We start from the raw sequence: 18,038 nt of genomic DNA, 5'->3' as shown, positions 1-18,038 counted from the left end.
AAAATATAATGAAAATTAAACGTTTATTTATTGCCGAAAAACCGAGTTTAGGCCGCGCCATTGCCAAAGAATTAGGAAAAGGAGTCACGCGCACATTACCTGATAAAACCGCAGACGATGGGAGTGTGGTTAAAGGCGCACCCTCTTATATTGAATGTGGGGATGGTGATGTGGTGACATGGTGTTTTGGTCATATGTTAGAGCAAGCTGAACCAGAGCAATATGATAAGAAATACGAGAAATGGAATATTGATGATTTACCTATCGCTCCTGGTAAAGATGAATGGCAATTACTGCCACTGACCAAAAGTGCGGAACAATTAGAAACCATTGTTGATTTAGTCACTGAGGCTGAAATTTTAGTATCAGCAGGTGACGATGATCGTGAAGGCGATTTGTTGATAGAAGAAGTCTTTGCTCATGCCAGTGCGACTCCCGAACAACGCAAAACTGCATTACGTATTCTTATCAGTGATTTAAACCCGATAAAGGTACAAGAAGCCTTAGCCAGTATGCGCCCTTATCATGAGTTTATTCCGCGTATGCAATCGGCGTTAGCCCGTTCACGGGCTGACTGGTTATTAGGCATGAATTTATCTCGTATCTGCACTTGTCTTGCCAAGATAAAGGGGTATGGCGAGATTATGCGCGTAGGCCGAGTACAAACACCTTTATTAACCTTAGTTGTCATGCGTGATCTTGAAATTTTGTCGTTTGAGCCGACCACGTTTTTTAATGTCATTGGTGAGTTTGAAAAAGACGGTATCCCGTTTCAGGCTAAATGGGTCACAGAGCAACGGTGTTTACAAAAACAAGCAGCGGATAATGTCATTGAATGTTTGGCGCAAGGTAATGCGCAAGTGACACAATGTGAAACCAAACGGGCAAAAGCGCAACCACCGTTACCTTTTTCATTATTAACACTGCAAAAATTAACATCAAAAAAATACGGTATGTCTGCTGATACCACATTAAATATTGTTCAAAAGCTCTATGAGGCGAAGTTAGTCTCTTACCCTCGAACCGAAATGACGTACCTTTTTACTGAGAAAAAAGCAGAAACCGCTGCGATTTTTGACGCTATCCGAACAACACCGTTGATGCCCGAAATGGTTGATTGGGTCAATGGTGCTGACATGTCGTTAACCAGTGGTGCGTGGAACGATAAAAAAATGGCAGGGCAAGCGCATACCGCTATTGTGCCATTAATCACTTGTGGTCAAGAATCTGACTTTTTAATGAAAAGTAATGATGCCAAGAAAGTGTTTTTTGAAATCATTGCGCGGTATGTGGCGCAGTTTTATCCGCCCGCTGAGGATGATAATACGGTAATTGAATTGACCCACTCAACTCACCTTTTCCGTACTACGGGTAAGATTGAGCGTGTTGCTGGGTGGCGAACTCTGTTAGGCCACGACAAAGAAGAAAAGGACAAAGACAGCACCGATCAAACATTACCTGCTTTAGAGATGGGTTCGACGTTATCCTGTTTAAACTCAAGCATCAAAGAAGGCAAAACAACCCCGCCCAAGTCCTATACCGATGGAACATTACTCGATGCCATGAGTAATATTGCGGCGATTGTTGATGATCCCGCTTACAAGGCAAAATTAAAAGAAACCGCAGGACTGGGAACGGCAGCAACTCGGGCGGGTATTATTAAAGGACTGAAAGAAAACGGATATATTGAAGAAGTACCTTCTGGAAAAATGACGAATTTAGTCAGTACCCCAACAGGGAAAATGTTAGCCCTTGCGTTACCTGCCAATGTTAGAGATCCCGTGATGACCGCCATGTGGGAACAACAACTTGAAAAAATAGAAAGTGGTGAATACCCGTTTGATACGTATATGGAAAAAGTCGCAGGACAAATTATCACGCACATTGATGCGTTTAAAACGGGTAAATACCCGTTTACATTACCTGAATCGACCGCTACCCGTTGTGAGTGTCAGGGTTATATCTTACGGGCTGCTAATGCGAAAAAACCGTTCTGGATATGTACTCAATGCAATAAGAAATATAAGGACGTTAACGGCGTATTGGGTGCGGCCTTTAGCAATAAGAAAAAAATGGAGACAGGAATGAAAGACGCATTAAAGCTGGCAGCTCAACAAGCTAAAGCAAAATAACCCTGTTTATGGCCATCAAAACCGTCACGGCTTTTTTGTGCCGGTATTGATGGTCTTTTCCCGTTAACGGAAAGTTGATCAAGGTAACTCTGATGAAATGGAAACGTCTTATATTAAGTACGATGCTAGCGGTATCAATGATCCCTACAAGTTATGCCGCTTCACAAGATGAGTGTGCTATTTGGCTCTGTTTACCAACAGGCTTTCCGAGTGGTTGTGACGGTGCAAAAAAAGCATTCCGACACCGTATGAGGCACTTTAAACCGCCATTACCTGCATTCTCTAGTTGTAACGTGGGAAGTAAGACCTATGATTTTACAGCTCAAGCCCCTTGTACACATTGGCATCGAGAGCGACATGGTTTTCATCATCGTAATGTCTGCGACCGTTGGCAAGTTCAAATTTATCAGAAAAATCAAGCCTACGGACAACCGTATATTTTTAGTTATTAAGCTAAATTGATTAAATAAAAGGAAATAACATGATCACGTCGATTGAAGTTGAAACAATACCTACCCCGAAAGAATGCGACCCTGCTTCCCATTTTGTGATTGAAAATAATCATTCACAAACGACATTAACGCTTGATGTTATATTACAATGTCTACGTCTTGCTGAGACACAAGGTGATATTCCCCCATTACCGAAAGAATGGTGGTACCCACTTATTAACCGTTATCAAATTAAAATGGATATATATGAAGATATTCAAATTACGGGTCAGTGATAATCAATGTTTTGAACTGACAAAAGAAATTTTTGAAACAGAAACAAATTTACAAGCACCTTGGTATAATCAAAGTAGCGGTAAAGAAAAACACTATGCTGTTTGTCCAGCCTGCAACAACTCAACTCAAATCGTGTACTTATATAATCCGTCTAAGACACCTTATGCAAAGCATTTTCTTGGGGTATCTGTTGGAGAACAAAATATAGGCACATTAAAATACTGCCCTTATTATTCTAATAAACCCAGCCTTAAACCTGAAAACAAACGAAACAAAGAAGACGAAATATCTATTGAAATTAAAAGATTACTTATCGAAAACTTTGATCGTGTTATCTATTTTATTAATAAAACAATAGGAATTAGATTACCCTACAATACAGATAAACTTATTCGGATATTAGAAACATATAAAAGTAGTAGAGGTTGGATGTATGTTGGCGCTAATCTTATCAATATACCTTGGGTTTTTTTATATCAATGTCGCTCTCAATCTCTTGCTGGAATGGTAATAAATAAAGCCGAAATAAAAGAGGCTATAATCCAATATGACAAAGATATTACATTTAATAACTACAACCAATTAATTTATCCCGAAGGACGATTTTCAAATATTAACCTCTGTTTCATCGCACATAAACAATCAATTGAAAATGATGAACTAAATGAAACGATTTTATTAAAAATAACGGGGGATAATGACATTGAAATATATAAAGAAATAATTGAATTTGACCATAGTTACTTTATCAATCTTATCAATTCAACAAATAATGACTATCGAAAAAATGAACTGATTCAACTAGCAAAAGATGTTCTTAATTAGATACTTATTTAGGCACTGAATAAGTGCCTAATCACAACGTCAATTTATCAAAAAGTTCACATATATGGATACCGATACCCCTTTAACTCATAAAACAAAAACAATCGGATGCAAAGTAACAGAAGAGGAATACGATAAGTTTGTTAAATTAGCGGATTCAGCCAATTTAACCATCTCTGAATATTTCAGAGCCGCCATCATGAATAATGAAACCTTTGTGGTACAAAAAGAAATCATGAGTAAAGATAAGCGCAATCTCATTTACCTATTCAATAAAACCTCTAACAACATGAATCAATTAGCAAAATCCGTCAATATTGCTCATAACTCTGGCAATATGAATGAAAAATTGAGTTTACAAGTATTACGCGAATTACAGTTGATCCGTATTGCATTACATACCTATATTGAGTCGTGTTAGCGCGTGTATCAGGGGGAAATAGTGGCGTTGAGGATTATCTAGAGTTTGGGGAAAAGAAAGACCGTGAACAAACACGCGATGAACTCGATGAACGCGTCATATTAGACGGTGATTTAGATCAAACACGACAAGTTATTGCAGGTATCCATACTCAAGCAGAACGTTACCTACACATCACGTTAGCCTTTAAAGAAGACCACATTCCCCCCGAAGTGTTACAAGCTATCAGTGATGAATACAAAGCCTTTGCTATGACGGCCTATGACAATGATGAATATCATTTTTATAGTGAAGCACATTTACCCAAAATTAAAACACTTCAGGATAAACGTACTGGCGAATTGATTGAGCGTAAACCACATATTCATATTGTTATTCCGAAAGTTAATTTACTTACTGGCGAACGATTAGACCCCTTTGAGTTAGTAGAACGACAAAAAGATTTTACTGACGCATTCAATGAAGTCATTAATGAAAAATATGGGCTAGCAAGTCCTAAAGTCAATTTAAGAACCTCGTTTAATACATCCAGTGAGATAGTCAGTCGTCATAAAGGTGATACGTTTGAAGGACAAGGAAAGACACTAAAAGAAACTGCGTTTAAGACGGTTATGGCATCGAATATACAATCTCTAACGGCATTAACCAAAACACTCACACAACAAGGGTTCGATGTTCGTGTTCGTAACGCTAAAACTGATAACCCGTATCTAAATATCAAACTCAAGGACAACAAAGGTAAAGGGGTCAATTTAAAAGAAGCCGTCTTTCGTACTGATTTTTTAGCTCAATCACTCACGGATAAACACGCTCAATTATCCATCCATCAACCACAACAGTATGTTAAGCCGCAATCTCACGCTCATTATCGAGCAACGCCAAAACAGCATCAAAATTTAAAGCAATGGCATCAACACGGTGCGGCAGAGGTTCGATACATAGGTAGACGTAATCGTGACCATTTTAAAACCTTAACACCAACAGATAAGTTAAATTATTTAGTACAAAAAAAAGAAGATAACCATGAGCGAAACCAACGAATTAGAGCTGAACTTCCCTCTCGACAACCCTCAAGAACAATTAACCATTATCTTCAAGAATCAGAAAACTATACTCGACAATCAGCTTATTATATTGAGCGCATTAAGCAGCATAGTGGAAACATTGGATCAGGAGCACGAGAGCACCTTGCTCGACGACATCTCCGAACTATTATTACCAATTTACAGCAACACCGAACAGATCAAGGGGATGTTGTCATTCCAGTCGTCCGACAACGAGAACGACGAAACGACCGAACCAGTCAAGCCCTTGTTGATGTAATAGATCTTAATGAACCTGATTTTTATCAATTAAAAAAATCACTTGATGCAAAGACGCTATTAAAAAGCTTACAAGATACCCACGGTATTATTGTTGAAAAATACCCAATTACTTCAACACCTCAAGGTGATCGTGTTCTCTGTGGCTCTCGACAATTAAACGTTTCTGATTTTATGACTAAAGAAATGAATTTATCGTGGAAGGAAACACGGCAATATTTATTAGATGAACATCAACGCCAACAGCATTTAGAAATCAAACCCGCCATTGCTCCACAATGGCAACAACAATTACAATCTGAACAATTTCGACGTACTCAAAATAAGATTGAATTAAATAAGACAAAACGTTTTGTCTATAACGATAAATCATTATCCGCTCAAGAACGTAAAACCCTCATTTCTATTTCAACACTCAATAAAGTGCTGGAAGATATGAAGTTAAAAGTACAAATCCAACAAGAACGATTTTCATTGGCGAATACGGTCAATATATATAAAGAGGAAATAACGATGCCAAGTATAAAAGGACAATTCATTGAAGCAGGTGAAGATATTTACACACAAAAAGGTCAATCACCGCAACCTAATAAAAAGCCGACACCTTATATGAAAATTAATACAGGTGATAAAGAAGAAAAAGTATATGGCGCAGATTTAAAACGTATACTGAAAGAAAACCCAACGTTAAAACCTAATGATGATATTAATTTGTCTTATGAAATGAAGCCATTTTCATTTAAAGACAGTAAAACGAATAAATTGGTCACTGGGAATAAAAAAGAATTTTCTTTATCAAGAGAAAAAAACCTTACAGGTAAAGTCATTGAGCATGGAAAAGGTGAATTAACTGTAAACGGTAAAATACGGAAAAGTTATTTTGTCACCTTAGAAAAAGAAGGTATACAAACAAAAGAGTGGGGATTGAATTTAGAAAATACGTTAAAATTAAAAGATATTAAGCAAGGTGACAACATTCAATTAAACAAACGGACAGACACCATTATTCATGAAGGGAAAGAGCGAAAAATCAACCTCTATACTGTAGATAAACAAATTAATGAAACATCCGTTGAATTATCAACCATTAACCCTGTTGTTGATCCACAAGCACCGACATTAGCTGAATTAAATCGACATCTAAAAGCGATCAATATTATTAATGCTATTCCAGAATTGAAAGACAAAGGTATTACCACTGATAATATTGTACAAACTAAAAATGGTGAGAAAATAGTTATCGAGGGAAAAGAGAAAGCCCTCCAAACAGTAATAAAAGAAAATACCGACATGAAGATGCCCGAGGTATTTAAAGCAATGAAAAAACTGTATTTTGAACAAGAAGGGATTAAGCCAGAGCCAACGTTAACAATTGAACCAGCAAAAACAAAAGAAATAAAGCAAGATACAAGTAATGAAAAACCACAATCACCTCCTATTAATAACAAACCAATACAACCAGAAACACCAATAAACAATGAACGTAAATATCCGCCGATTAAGCGTGACTTTAATCATCAAGGATTTGGTGATATTCATTATAAAGAAAATGATAAGAATAAACACATTACTTATTTTGAAAAGACGGTTACTGATAATGGCAAAGATAAATTTAACAAATTAATCATTGATCGTGGTGATAATATTAAAGTTATTGATAAATCTGAAAAGTCGATTGAAATGGCTTTACTGCTTTCTATTGAAAAATACGGTAAGGAATTAGATATTAAAGGCAGTGAACAATATAAAGATCAAGTGATTAATATTATTGCTAAAAATGGTCTTGATATTCAGTTAACTGATAAAGCTATGATGGATAAACTCATTGAACGTCAACATGACTATCAACGTGTTGATAATATTATTCAAGCAAAAAAAGAGGTTCATGAGCCACAACAACCGCAGCAACAAACAATAAAAGAGACACCAAATATGGAACGCTAACTTTTCAGCGTTCATCAGGGTTTCAAAGGGTTTACCCTTTGGCACATGGGATGTTGAGCAGGTACGGAGTACCGTCGCGTTAACGTCCCTGTTGTGCCTGTCTTTTTACACTCGATTCCTTGCAACCTCTTACAACGCGTTGCAACTCTTTACAACCTATTGCAACGCGTTACAACTCATTACAACGCTTAAAAAAGGAAAAAGAGGCAACCAGAGAAACAATCTAAAGGAAAATAACAAATGGCCAGTAAAAGTAACATTGAAAATGCAAAATCCAATTTAAATGCATTAAAAAAAATTCATGCTACTGACCAAATTAATGAAACCATCATAAACACGATTAGAACATTATTTGATGACATTGAAAGCATAAGAAAATCCAAAGTAAAAGTTGAATATATTTACGAATCCATTAAAAATGATATTGGTAACATTTCTTATAATGTATTTACTGCAACATTATCTAAAATACGAAAAGAAAAAGGTATTCAATTAAGGAACAGAGCCAATAATAATAAAATAAAGTCATCTGTAAAACCCATAATAAAGTCAGTCCATAATCAGAACGAGATTAAACAATCTACTGTAGCTGATAATGGGAAATTATTCGATGTTACACTGTCACCATTGCAAAGAAATGATATAGATAAATCTCATTATACGCCTGATGATTGGGCTAATGAATGGGAGCTAATCATGGACATATACAAATCAAATAAAGATGTGAAATGGGAATTTCAAGTAATGGGTGGTGATATTAATGAGATTAAACATTTAACCAATTCAATACAAGATATTCGAGTTATTTCAAATAAAACATCAATACTATTTAGACAACATCACAATGAATATAAAATCAGGAGTAAGAAGAAATGAAAATTGCTATCGTAAACAATTCAGGTAATGTGGGTAAGTCAATCATTGCTAATCAATTATTAAAGCCACGTATTGCTGATTGTGAAATCATTGCAGTAGAAAGCATTAATGATGATGGTACAGATAATGAAAAATTAAAAGGTAATCAATTTGACAAGATAATTGATAAAATATTTGATTTTGATAATGCCGTATTAGATATAGGTTCATCAAATATTGAATCATTTCTGGCTAAAATGAAAAAATTCAAAGGAACCGAGGATGATATAGATTTATTCATTGTTCCTACTGTTAATGAAATTAAACAGATAAACGATACTATCTCTATTATTAGTCAGCTATCTGATATGAACATACCCAAAGATCGTATTTGTATTATTTTCAATAAAATATCTGATGATGATATTATTAGTGACTGTTTTTATGAATTATTTCGTATGGAAAAAAAGGTTACTATTAATGAACATGCCGTTATTTATCTTAATGAACTTTTCTCTCGATTAACTGAATTAAATGTATCAATTAGCGACTTAGCTGATGATCCTACTGATTATCGACAGCTTGCACGAGCAGAAAAAGATCGTGTAAATCGCTCTTTACTTACTCAAAAATATGCAACTAAAGCATTAGCGAGAGGTGTTAAAGAAAATTTAGACAATGTGTTTACACTTATTTTTCCTAATGGTGTAACTAATAATGAATAACACTGGATATGATGATGAATCAGATTTCATTGATGAATCAGAACCCGACGATAATAATCTTGATATTTATTCAAACTCACCACGTTCATATAAGGAAGCATATTGGCATGGTGCATATGATGAAACTCTAAAAATAGCAGATATTGTTCGTCAACTTCAAAAAGAAGTCAGTAATAATCTACGTGAATTAAATTTAAGTATTCTACTTATTAAAGAAGATTCAGATAGTTTAATTAAATCATCTGAATCAGCTTATTGTGATCGCGTTGAACGACTATATCAACATTACACTCAACAGACACATTCAATAACGGAACAAACAACAAAAGAATTACGTCATATCGCCAGTGTTGAACTACAAAACATCATCACACAATCACTTGATGATGCGCATCGAAAAGCAGCACTTATTCCTGTAATTACAACTCGTAGTACATGGATACAATTAAGTGCTATAGCAGCGAGTATTGGCGCAATAGTTGGAGCCACAGCCGCTTATCTTGTCTTAATTTCTCACTAAATCCAAGTGGGCCAAAAATACCAAGACGTGCTTTTTGTCCTGGTATTTTTGGCCCCACGAACAACAAGTAAATTATTATGAAAAAATCAAAAAAAACAGTCATAGCTTTAGCTATGTTGTGCAGTAGTACCTTTAGTTTATCGGCTTTTGCTGGTTTTCCTGTTTTAATTGATGCTGATATTCCAGCTCAAATTAACCAAGTTATTAATCATGCTCAAGATATTAAAAATTACGCTCAATTACTGAAAAATTGGACACAACTTAAAAATCAATACGAACAGCAGTTACGAATGTATGCAGCGCAAACAGGTAACGCGATGCTAGGCAATATCTTCAATGATCCACAGTTACACAATTTTTTACCCTTAAATTGGGAGCAAACATTCAAAGACTTAAATAATCAGGGATTAGCGGCCTTATCCCCTACTGCGAACCAAGCATTACAACAATTTGGACTAACAACATCGCCTGTTCTTTCTCAAGTACAACGAATTAATTATCAAGCTCGTATTGGCTCAATTGCTCAATCACAAACTGATAGCCAACAGGCTTATGTGAAATCTCAAAAACGAACACAGCAAATTCAAGGCTTAATGAATCAAATTAATAAAACTCAAAATCCTAAAGAAATAGCAGAAGTAAATGCGCGTATCGCAGCAGAAAATGGCTTAATTCAAAATGAAGCCAATAAACTTAAACTTGCACAACAGATACAAGCAAGAAATACCGAATTATTGGAATACCAAGCTGCTCAACAAGCTAACGCTATATTCAACTCTCGTAAGTATTCAAATCCCACTCCAAATATCACTATTCAATTTTAAGGCATAACAATGAATTCTAATGGCGTTATCATTTTTCAATGGCTCGGTAAGCAACTCTCGATTGTTATGGATCAAGTCATTTTACAGTCAATAAATGGGTTTATTAATGTCTTCACTGTTCCTGTTTATAGTCTTATTACTATTTATTTACTTTGGAAAGGATATTTAATACTTATAGGACAAACGGAACAATATTTTAGAGACTATTTAATGACTGTACTGAAAATCACAGTTATCACTTACTTTGCTTTAAATGTTGTGCATTTCACAACATATATTCAAGGAGGAATCGAAGCATTAAATGTTGCTCTTATCTCTAGTGTTCAAGGTGGTGTATCAAGTAATAGTGCTGGTATTTATCAATTACTCGATGAAACCTTAACAACGGCTATTGAACAAATGTCCTACTGTAATGATCAATGGCAATTTTTCCATGGCAGTACATGGGGATGGTTGTTAGCTCTTATTTCTATCCTAGTTGCTTATTTACCCTTACTTATTCAGGCAGCCACATTGATCATTGGTACACAATTTTTAGTTACAATGCTTTTTGTTATCGCTCCTATTTGTTTCATTTTTGCGATGTTTCCGGCATCAAAAAAAGTTTTTGATGCATGGGTAAGTAAAATGTTAGAAATGAGTTTTAAACTTGTTTTAGCCTTTGCCGTTGTTACCTTTATGACAACTATCTTTTCAACATGGGTTGGTAATAATCCCTTAGACAATACATTAAATCCTTATGGACTATCGGCACAATTACTTATTTTAGGTTGGATATTATGGTGGGTACTTGGACAAGTCAGTGGAATGGCGGGAAGTTTAGCAGGAGGATTTGCAACAGGAGTTTTACAATTATCAGACATTACACAAAATGCAGCGGCTAGTTTAAAACATGCCGTATTAACAGCAAAAGCAGGAAAAATTGCAGCAACACCAATTACCGCCCCGACAAGTTGGGCGGCAAAAAGTATTACACAATCATTAATTGCAAAATATAACGCACGAGGTGATCAAGTTGCTAATCCAAACAGTACCCATTCAACATCAAAAAAACCGAAACCTATTGATGCAACAACAAGTCGTATTGCAGAAATTAATAAACAAAGACAAAAAAACAAAGATAATCATTAAGATGCAGTATTAGAATTAATTTGAATTTTATTACCGCCACAATGATTACGAACATTAGCTGTTAATCGTATGCCAGCATTAAATCTTTCACTTTCTGTTAAATTAGGGATAGGTAAAAGCCACGGCATCATTGTCGCATTAATGGCATTACGGCATAGGTTGACAGCAATATGATTACTCGGCTTCATTTCAGAGACAGGAATAGCTAATACTTTATTGCTAATAATAACGGCATACTCACCATCTAATTTTTCAGATAATGAACCAAACTGAAATTTAGTAAATACGTGAGTTTCAGACACGGCCAATAAGCCCTCTAATGTTGTTGGAATTTTATTGTTATCTGCATCAGAGGAGAACCATGAAGCATTAGCTGCAATTGAAAAGCATGACAAGGATGTTAATGCGCTTATGATAAGTAAATTTTTTAATTTCATTTTGATTACCTACATTGGAAGATATATATCAAGATTATATGGTGCGATTTTTAATAAAAATGCATCATAACCAAGTAAAATAGCTGAAAATAATATACCAACAATTAAGAACAGTGACCAACCAAATGCATGAAGTATATTTGTTTGTTGATAATAAATAACAAAAGGCATAACTAAACCAGCTAATAAGCACCCCGTTGAAAGTAACTGTAAAATAAAACGGAAAACAGGACGCAATAAATAAAACGTCATAAATAAACAATATCTTCCAACTGAAATTATAAATCGCATTGTATTCCCTTAACGTTATATTTATTAATTTTAGGAGCTTGTCGAGTAAAATTAAACGGTGGTAGATATCGCTTATTTACTTACCCACAATCGGACGCTCCGATCGTTTTAATGTCTCCACTTTCCTCATGTGGATAAGTAAACAAGCTCGGTAACTCATTCGTAAAACTTAGTCCATGGTTTATCACCATCAGCCGTAATTAACCGATTAGTTTGAACTACACGGCCATCAAGAATCAATAACATGCGCCATGCACTATAGGGAATTTCAGATTCTTCACTAATCCAACGATTAATAGTTTGTGTTGGATTCGTTTTACTTTTAATCCCCAACATTTTACAAACAACACTCTTACTATGTAATGAAGCTAAATGTTCGAACACCTCTTTAATTTCATTTCCTGTTGGTTGTCTATATTTTGGATCATCTATAGAACGATAAGAATCAGGAGATTTAAACAGTTCCGACATAAAATGAACATAAGAACAATGACGACGACTAAGTTCATTTTCATACTCAAAATGTTCTAAAATTTCTTTTTGAGTTGCTGTATCTTCATCAAATAATCGAGGATTAATACGCATAATTAATAGCTCCTATAAAACAAAAAATGGGGCATCCCTGCCCCTGATTAGTTATCCTAAATTGTTAAGGTATTCAGTCGTCCAAATAATATCTTTTGGGTTAGATTCTAAAATCATCTTAATAAGTAAATCAGAACGATTTTTAGGGTCTAAAACAACACAACCAATAAGATCCTTATGATATTTCATAGAAATAGAACCTTGTTTAGTTATCCAAAAACTCGCATTAGGACAATTACCATCAACAAAAAGAAAACCTTTCATACATACTCCTTGTACCTAAAATGATCTAATACCATTTTTCCTTGGTACGAACACATTATACTACCAAAATGATTGATTTAATACTTAAAACAATCATTTTGATTGATTAATATTCTAATAAGGTCACTTGTGACCGAGGCACAAGCCACCCACTAACATAACAAATAATCACAATAATCAATCTGGCGCGTAGTTTTCCCATATATAAATTGAATTCTCCCCTCACCCCTACTAGGCTCGCTTTTTGCTGAGGTTGGAAATAAACACCGGCTTTTCCTGTCGAATGACAAAAGAAAGAATCAAAGTGCGTCTACATTCGATTTTAGGAGCTTGCCGAGTAAAATCGAAAGCGGAATAATTCGAGGTAATTAAATCACCTCGAATTATTCTTATTTTTTCAGTAAAAATTGATGTGCTTTACTAGCAAGACTTGCCGCTTTAAATATGTATTTTTTATCGTTATTAAGTGCTTTAAGCCATGACGCTATATAACTCTCATGTTGAATATTACCGAACACGTTTAAATCAGCACAACAAAACGCAGCCCCTAACTCTGCTACCAGCTCCTCAAAGGCGTAATCTTTAGTGCCAAAGCTACCCGTTAGCTTACGATCTAAACGGCTCTTATGAGCTGTCCAGTGAGTTAATTCATGTAGCAAAGTAGCGTAATAATCACTTGATGAAGTAAAGCGATCTTGTGTTGGCATTGTGATTGTATCTTGACCTGGTGCGTAGAACGCTCGAATACCTAAATGATTAATCACTGCACCTGTATTTAAAATTGCATTATCAACATAAGGAAGAATTTCAAACTCGTCATTTTTGATGCGTTCTTCACTGACTGTTACTACGGGTTTTTCGATATTTTCAATTTGATCTAGGTTAAAAACGACAAAAGATCTTAACATTGGAATTTTTTCTTCTTCTCCTTGCTCGTTCTTCTTTTCCCACATTTTATAGAAAATAATCTCCGTTCCTTTTTGCCCTTTAATCACATTACCACCAAGCTCTACCGCTTGTTTATAAGTTAACCAATACGGGCTAGAGTAACCTTTTATGACGGTTTCAGACCAAAGTAACAATATATTTACGCCAGAATATTGTGCCTTGGTCTTAAAATTCATAGGTAACATGTCACATTGCTGTGTTCTATCCCACGGACACGCCCAAGGCTTCACCCCACTTTCTAAGGCTTTAATAATACGATCAGTGACTATTTGATACATATCTCTAGACACTTTAGCGACACGTTTTTTACCCTTGCTTTTGCTCTTAGAAGATTCATTTTTGTTGGAGTCCTTCGACTCCAAGGGCGAAACCTTGGTCGCTTTTAACTGATTAGTGATTGTTGAGTGATTAGCTGTTGAGTTTGTCATGGTCGTGAGTCCTTTTGGTTTAAGTTTTCATCTTCGTCATCGCCTGACTGACCAAGCACACACCATCGTTCTAATTAGCAAGGGCGCGTAGCGTTTATATACCCTTGATAATTAGGTTGTGGTGGGTGACGGTCAAAGGAAGAAAGCGATTGAAGATGGAAACGCCCAAAATGATGAACAATGACTAACGAGGCAGATAAACGCGATTACAAGCACTTATCAGATAGAAGTGAAAGCTCTGCTTTGTGTTTCGACGGCAGGAGAATAAATGCTGTTAATGAAAATAGACCAAGAATAATTTGTCCTCGCTTGCGAGGAAAAACAAATTACTCCTGGTCCATTTGAATGCTGTTGCTGTTTAGCCCTGACCTGACCTTTGGTGAAGACAGCTTGCTGGCTGAGTTTCACTAGCAATACGAGCATGGAACATGTGATGGGGCGCGTGTGAAATAGGGCAAGCGTAGCGTGGTTGCCCCGTAGGGGTGCTGCAAAGGCATTAATCTGTAAAAACAGTATCAATAGCGGCTAAAAATCGAGTGGCACTTTCATCTTTCAAATGAATAGGCTCAAATACAAAGCCTTTTACATAGCATTTTCTTGAGCTATCATAGCGCATATTCGTTGGCCTCCCCTCCCTATATATAGTGAAAACACGACTTGCTTTAGCTCGACAAATATCAAATTTTTGCATCATCACATGCGTATTAATCTCACCAAAAATCAGTAAATACGCATCAATATATTTAAGTAAAACATTATTTAACATAGAGTTACCGTTATATCTACAAATAAAAACATACGTCTACAACTAAGACAGTGACTATTTTATACACACATAGCCATTTCATACACTATATATTTTTAATTGCTGCCTCTTTTAATTTTTCCAGCTCATAAATAGCATTATTAATGACTTCTTTCACTTCCATCGTTTGGCCTTTTTTATCTTCATGTAATTGAGCAACTCTAGAATTAATGTAAAAAATTAGATCAAAAGTCATTATTTATATCTCCTTTGATTATTCAGTAAATTAAGAATGTGACTCTACCCTATTATGCAAACGCATAGCCTTTACGATAATTTTTCAGAAAACCTGTTTCATGCAAATCAGTAAGAACATTAGCAATCAGGCCACGACTCACGCCTTTAAATTGTTGCGTCACACCACGAAAAGACGGTTTTACGCCCTTCGCAAGAATTGCATCACGAATATCAAAATATAACTGTGAATCACACTTAGCTTTTTCACACTCATTATTAAAATAACCATCATTAACTGCGATCAACTGTGTATCGAGTGTGAACGACTGTGTTTGTGTTTGACTGTGTTCAGTTGTTAAATCAGTATGTTGCACACGCATATTTTGCTGACTGTGTACGACTGTACTTAACTGTGAACAACTGTGTTTCACTTTATTTAGAGCAAATGACACACACACAAAGAGCCACGATAGTAATTCAAGAGCTAATGCCGTCACGTAAGAAATCATCATGCCGTATTTAGATACAACAGACTCACTACCTGTAAAGTTAGCTTGTTGGTTAGATAGCTCGTCAATACGAGTTAATAGGGTAGGTATTTGAGATAAAGTATTTTGAGATTTAGTAATTTGTTTTGCCGCTTGTTGGCGTTTAGCCAACTGGCGCAACTCAATCACTTGATCACGGTAATCTGTAATTTGAGATTCAATACGTTGGTAGCTTACTGAGTTTTGAGCATTAGCCACTACACCTGACTCTAAGGCCGCCACTGACGCTGAAAATGAAACCGCGCTTAATGTCATACTAAGAACTAAAGCAAACACCGAAGCAAGGCGCATTTTTTGTGACCAAAGGAACAGTACAAAAAGGGGAGTAGCACATTTAGCGAGATCGAGTAAAAGCCCCAAAGCTGCCATTAATATAGGTGAACCCATATCAGTACCAATACTGAACATGAATTTTGTTGTTAACGTAGCTGACAGGCAAGCGGTAGCGACTGATAGCACTATGCAAATCAGCTTAATAATAGTATGGTTCATTTGTGAGTTTTTCCTATAATTAGATTCACACTAAGCCTCAAGGTTCCCTGCAACGTGATCTTGAGGCTTTTTACTATTTTACTATTTTTCTAAATTCATCTAATAAATCAATGTAATTTTCTTTTTCTAATAATGCTTCAATTGCTTTTTCAAGAGTAATCGTGTCATAACAATTCATACGAGTACTAGCTTCTTGAAAAAGAACTTTAACTGCTGGACGACATTTCCCACCGAATTGAGCAGTATATGGCGAAACACGTCTTCTACGTTGGACTGTCGGCTCTCGACTAACAAATCCATGCTTAGCCCCTTCAGATAATAGAATATCTTTTTGCTGTTGAGTCATTGGACTTGTTTTCTCATTATACTTAGGGATTAACTCTGATAAATCAATATCATCATCTAAGCCTAGTGATACTCTTTTATTCATCATTTACCCTTTTTAAGTATATTTTTAATTTCAGACACTAACGAATTAACATTAACTTGTGCTTTCTCAAAATTTTTAAATTTATCAATCGTTCCGCCAAAAGAAAAAATAGATCTAAATACTTCTCGATCTATAAGTGATGTACTGAAAACATTTACATTAGCGGCCTTAAAATCAGAAAGAAGACTGCGGCTAGTTTTAGTAACAATCGCAGCACTTAATCGTGTAAATAATATCCATGACGGAATATTTTTACTGATCAATCGAGAACTATTTTTTACCATTTTAAGAGTTTTAACAGCTTCTTTCGCATCATTTTGAGATGGTTGGCAAGGAATAATAACTAAGTCTGCCTGTGAAATAGCAAATGTTACGGTGTTACTTGATACGCCCTCTAAATCAATTAAAACAAAAGGACATGTTTTTTTTGCTAAATCGATAGCATCAAGAATATTATTCTCATTCAAATTATTCATTATTTCTATATTCCGAGGACAACCATCAAGTATCGCCCAGCCAGAACTATGACTATTTGGATCAGCGTCCAATAAAGCAACTCTGATATTTTTATCTAACCCTTGCCTTGCTAATTCAGATCCAACTAGAACACAAGCAGTAGATTTACCTGCCCCACCTTTACTAGAAGCAAAAACAATAACTGGCATATTTAGACCTCAATAGATAACCAATAGATAGCTAAATATTAACTATTAGTTATCAGTATAATATGTATATGTTTTAGATAACCAACAGTTAACTTATAGTTACCATTTATTGGTGCAATATAAAGATAACTAAGTTCTATCTAACAGGTAACTATTATATATCAATATCCAATAGTTACCTAACAGTTATCTACTATATTAGATAGCTAACAGTTATCCAATAACGTCTTAATTTAAAGATAACAAAATAGAAAACACGAACTTTCAATACTTAGGTAGCTATTTTAGGCTGAAAGTAGATCGTTAGTTTTGGTTAACAACTTAGTCACAAAAAATATAGACAGTTTTTGGAGGGTAAAGGTGTGTTTTTGGAGGTTAGGGGTGGTAATTTCAATTGAACAGTGTTCACGGGTGCGCGATATACCTATTATGTTTAATAGAGGCCAAAAAGCAAAAATTTACTTAATTTATGGGTTTAGAACGAAATGACAAAAAAATGATAGGGGATAGGCGAGTTAATGTATAATCAGCGCGGGTGCTC

General features: G+C 35.4%; 21 protein-coding genes. 11 read left to right on the top strand and 10 right to left on the bottom strand.

Annotation, left to right across the window (positions count from 1 at the left end; all coding sequences use genetic code 11):
• Positions 1-8 precede the first annotated feature (8 nt).
• The 11 genes from CIK00_RS19400 to CIK00_RS19350 all read left to right on the top strand — a co-directional run bounded on the left by CIK00_RS19400 (position 9) and on the right by CIK00_RS19350 (position 11,427).
• Positions 9-2,132, top strand: coding sequence for a DNA topoisomerase 3 (locus CIK00_RS19400; protein ID WP_082960786.1), 2,124 nt, complete (start codon positions 9-11; stop codon positions 2,130-2,132).
• Between the two features lie 92 nt (positions 2,133-2,224).
• On the top strand, positions 2,225-2,584 hold the full coding sequence (locus tag CIK00_RS21455) for a hypothetical protein (RefSeq protein WP_065208449.1): 360 nt from the start codon (positions 2,225-2,227) through the stop codon (positions 2,582-2,584).
• A gap of 29 nt (positions 2,585-2,613) precedes the next feature.
• On the top strand, positions 2,614-2,859 hold the full coding sequence (locus tag CIK00_RS19390) for a hypothetical protein (RefSeq protein ID WP_065208450.1): 246 nt from the start codon (positions 2,614-2,616) through the stop codon (positions 2,857-2,859).
• Positions 2,831-3,685 (top strand): hypothetical protein, encoded by an 855-nt coding sequence (locus CIK00_RS19385; RefSeq protein ID WP_065208451.1) that lies wholly within the window; start codon positions 2,831-2,833, stop codon positions 3,683-3,685. The genes CIK00_RS19390 and CIK00_RS19385 overlap by 29 nt, the downstream gene beginning before the upstream one ends.
• A 64-nt stretch (positions 3,686-3,749) precedes the next feature.
• Positions 3,750-4,106, top strand: coding sequence for a plasmid mobilization protein (locus tag CIK00_RS19380; RefSeq protein WP_065208452.1), 357 nt, complete (start codon positions 3,750-3,752; stop codon positions 4,104-4,106).
• On the top strand, positions 4,100-7,372 hold the full coding sequence (locus CIK00_RS19375) for an LPD7 domain-containing protein (protein ID WP_065208453.1): 3,273 nt from the start codon (positions 4,100-4,102) through the stop codon (positions 7,370-7,372). The genes CIK00_RS19380 and CIK00_RS19375 overlap by 7 nt, the downstream gene beginning before the upstream one ends.
• A gap of 240 nt (positions 7,373-7,612) precedes the next feature.
• Complete coding sequence (locus tag CIK00_RS19370) at positions 7,613-8,248, top strand: hypothetical protein (protein ID WP_101770223.1); 636 nt, start codon at positions 7,613-7,615, stop codon at positions 8,246-8,248.
• Complete coding sequence (gene stbB, locus CIK00_RS19365; protein WP_065208455.1) at positions 8,245-8,952, top strand: StbB family protein; 708 nt, start codon at positions 8,245-8,247, stop codon at positions 8,950-8,952. The genes CIK00_RS19370 and stbB overlap by 4 nt, the downstream gene beginning before the upstream one ends.
• Entirely contained in the window at positions 8,945-9,472 is a 528-nt protein-coding gene (locus tag CIK00_RS19360; protein WP_065208456.1) for a hypothetical protein, read from the top strand. The genes stbB and CIK00_RS19360 overlap by 8 nt, the downstream gene beginning before the upstream one ends.
• Positions 9,473-9,549: 77 nt before the next feature.
• Positions 9,550-10,296, top strand: coding sequence for a type IV secretion system protein (locus CIK00_RS19355; protein ID WP_065208457.1), 747 nt, complete (start codon positions 9,550-9,552; stop codon positions 10,294-10,296).
• Between the two features lie 9 nt (positions 10,297-10,305).
• Positions 10,306-11,427 (top strand): TrbL/VirB6 family protein, encoded by a 1,122-nt coding sequence (locus CIK00_RS19350; RefSeq protein ID WP_065208458.1) that lies wholly within the window; start codon positions 10,306-10,308, stop codon positions 11,425-11,427.
• Here CIK00_RS19350 and CIK00_RS19345 read toward each other — a convergent pair.
• The 10 genes from CIK00_RS19345 to CIK00_RS19305 form a co-directional block, all read right to left on the bottom strand.
• Positions 11,424-11,864: a hypothetical protein gene (locus CIK00_RS19345; RefSeq protein WP_065208459.1), complete on the bottom strand. Its 441-nt coding sequence runs from the start codon at positions 11,862-11,864 to the stop codon at positions 11,424-11,426. The two genes, CIK00_RS19350 and CIK00_RS19345, sit on opposite strands and share 4 nt — an antisense overlap.
• A gap of 9 nt (positions 11,865-11,873) precedes the next feature.
• Positions 11,874-12,155 (bottom strand): hypothetical protein, encoded by a 282-nt coding sequence (locus CIK00_RS19340; RefSeq protein ID WP_167388586.1) that lies wholly within the window; start codon positions 12,153-12,155, stop codon positions 11,874-11,876.
• 156 nt (positions 12,156-12,311) lie between these two features.
• Complete coding sequence (locus CIK00_RS19335) at positions 12,312-12,740, bottom strand: hypothetical protein (protein WP_065208461.1); 429 nt, start codon at positions 12,738-12,740, stop codon at positions 12,312-12,314.
• 51 nt (positions 12,741-12,791) lie between these two features.
• On the bottom strand, positions 12,792-13,004 hold the full coding sequence (locus CIK00_RS19330; protein WP_065208462.1) for a hypothetical protein: 213 nt from the start codon (positions 13,002-13,004) through the stop codon (positions 12,792-12,794).
• 389 nt (positions 13,005-13,393) lie between these two features.
• Complete coding sequence (locus CIK00_RS19325; protein WP_101770222.1) at positions 13,394-14,380, bottom strand: ArdC family protein; 987 nt, start codon at positions 14,378-14,380, stop codon at positions 13,394-13,396.
• Positions 14,381-14,876: 496 nt separating this feature from the next.
• Positions 14,877-15,146, bottom strand: coding sequence for a hypothetical protein (locus CIK00_RS19320; protein WP_065208428.1), 270 nt, complete (start codon positions 15,144-15,146; stop codon positions 14,877-14,879).
• 85 nt (positions 15,147-15,231) lie between these two features.
• Positions 15,232-15,381: a hypothetical protein gene (locus CIK00_RS21370; protein ID WP_156731387.1), complete on the bottom strand. Its 150-nt coding sequence runs from the start codon at positions 15,379-15,381 to the stop codon at positions 15,232-15,234.
• Positions 15,382-15,433: 52 nt separating this feature from the next.
• Positions 15,434-16,402, bottom strand: a complete 969-nt coding sequence (locus tag CIK00_RS19315) for a hypothetical protein (RefSeq protein ID WP_065208429.1) — start codon at positions 16,400-16,402, stop codon at positions 15,434-15,436.
• Between the two features lie 73 nt (positions 16,403-16,475).
• Entirely contained in the window at positions 16,476-16,832 is a 357-nt protein-coding gene (locus tag CIK00_RS19310) for a hypothetical protein (RefSeq protein ID WP_065208430.1), read from the bottom strand.
• Positions 16,832-17,497 (bottom strand): ParA family protein, encoded by a 666-nt coding sequence (locus CIK00_RS19305; RefSeq protein ID WP_065208431.1) that lies wholly within the window; start codon positions 17,495-17,497, stop codon positions 16,832-16,834. Before CIK00_RS19305 ends, CIK00_RS19310 begins: the two co-directional genes overlap by 1 nt.
• Between the last annotated feature and the right edge of the window lie 541 nt (positions 17,498-18,038).

The organism is Photobacterium carnosum, assembly GCF_002849605.1.
Classification (GTDB): domain Bacteria; phylum Pseudomonadota; class Gammaproteobacteria; order Enterobacterales; family Vibrionaceae; genus Photobacterium; species Photobacterium carnosum.
This window is presented reverse-complemented; position numbering and strand designations above follow the sequence as displayed.

Coding starts and splice junctions, on each gene's coding strand:
- CIK00_RS19400 (WP_082960786.1), top strand. CDS start 9: ATGAAAATTAAACGTTTATTTATTGCCGAAAAACCGAGTTTAGGCCGC.
- CIK00_RS21455 (WP_065208449.1), top strand. CDS start 2,225: ATGAAATGGAAACGTCTTATATTAAGTACGATGCTAGCGGTATCAATG.
- CIK00_RS19390 (WP_065208450.1), top strand. CDS start 2,614: ATGATCACGTCGATTGAAGTTGAAACAATACCTACCCCGAAAGAATGC.
- CIK00_RS19385 (WP_065208451.1), top strand. CDS start 2,831: ATGAAGATATTCAAATTACGGGTCAGTGATAATCAATGTTTTGAACTG.
- CIK00_RS19380 (WP_065208452.1), top strand. CDS start 3,750: ATGGATACCGATACCCCTTTAACTCATAAAACAAAAACAATCGGATGC.
- CIK00_RS19370 (WP_101770223.1), top strand. CDS start 7,613: ATGGCCAGTAAAAGTAACATTGAAAATGCAAAATCCAATTTAAATGCA.
- stbB (WP_065208455.1), top strand. CDS start 8,245: ATGAAAATTGCTATCGTAAACAATTCAGGTAATGTGGGTAAGTCAATC.
- CIK00_RS19360 (WP_065208456.1), top strand. CDS start 8,945: ATGAATAACACTGGATATGATGATGAATCAGATTTCATTGATGAATCA.
- CIK00_RS19355 (WP_065208457.1), top strand. CDS start 9,550: ATGAAAAAATCAAAAAAAACAGTCATAGCTTTAGCTATGTTGTGCAGT.
- CIK00_RS19350 (WP_065208458.1), top strand. CDS start 10,306: ATGAATTCTAATGGCGTTATCATTTTTCAATGGCTCGGTAAGCAACTC.
- CIK00_RS19345 (WP_065208459.1), bottom strand. CDS start 11,864: ATGAAATTAAAAAATTTACTTATCATAAGCGCATTAACATCCTTGTCA.
- CIK00_RS19340 (WP_167388586.1), bottom strand. CDS start 12,155: ATGCGATTTATAATTTCAGTTGGAAGATATTGTTTATTTATGACGTTT.
- CIK00_RS19335 (WP_065208461.1), bottom strand. CDS start 12,740: ATGCGTATTAATCCTCGATTATTTGATGAAGATACAGCAACTCAAAAA.
- CIK00_RS19330 (WP_065208462.1), bottom strand. CDS start 13,004: ATGAAAGGTTTTCTTTTTGTTGATGGTAATTGTCCTAATGCGAGTTTT.
- CIK00_RS19325 (WP_101770222.1), bottom strand. CDS start 14,380: ATGACAAACTCAACAGCTAATCACTCAACAATCACTAATCAGTTAAAA.
- CIK00_RS19320 (WP_065208428.1), bottom strand. CDS start 15,146: ATGTTAAATAATGTTTTACTTAAATATATTGATGCGTATTTACTGATT.
- CIK00_RS21370 (WP_156731387.1), bottom strand. CDS start 15,381: ATGACTTTTGATCTAATTTTTTACATTAATTCTAGAGTTGCTCAATTA.
- CIK00_RS19315 (WP_065208429.1), bottom strand. CDS start 16,402: ATGAACCATACTATTATTAAGCTGATTTGCATAGTGCTATCAGTCGCT.
- CIK00_RS19310 (WP_065208430.1), bottom strand. CDS start 16,832: ATGAATAAAAGAGTATCACTAGGCTTAGATGATGATATTGATTTATCA.
- CIK00_RS19305 (WP_065208431.1), bottom strand. CDS start 17,497: ATGCCAGTTATTGTTTTTGCTTCTAGTAAAGGTGGGGCAGGTAAATCT.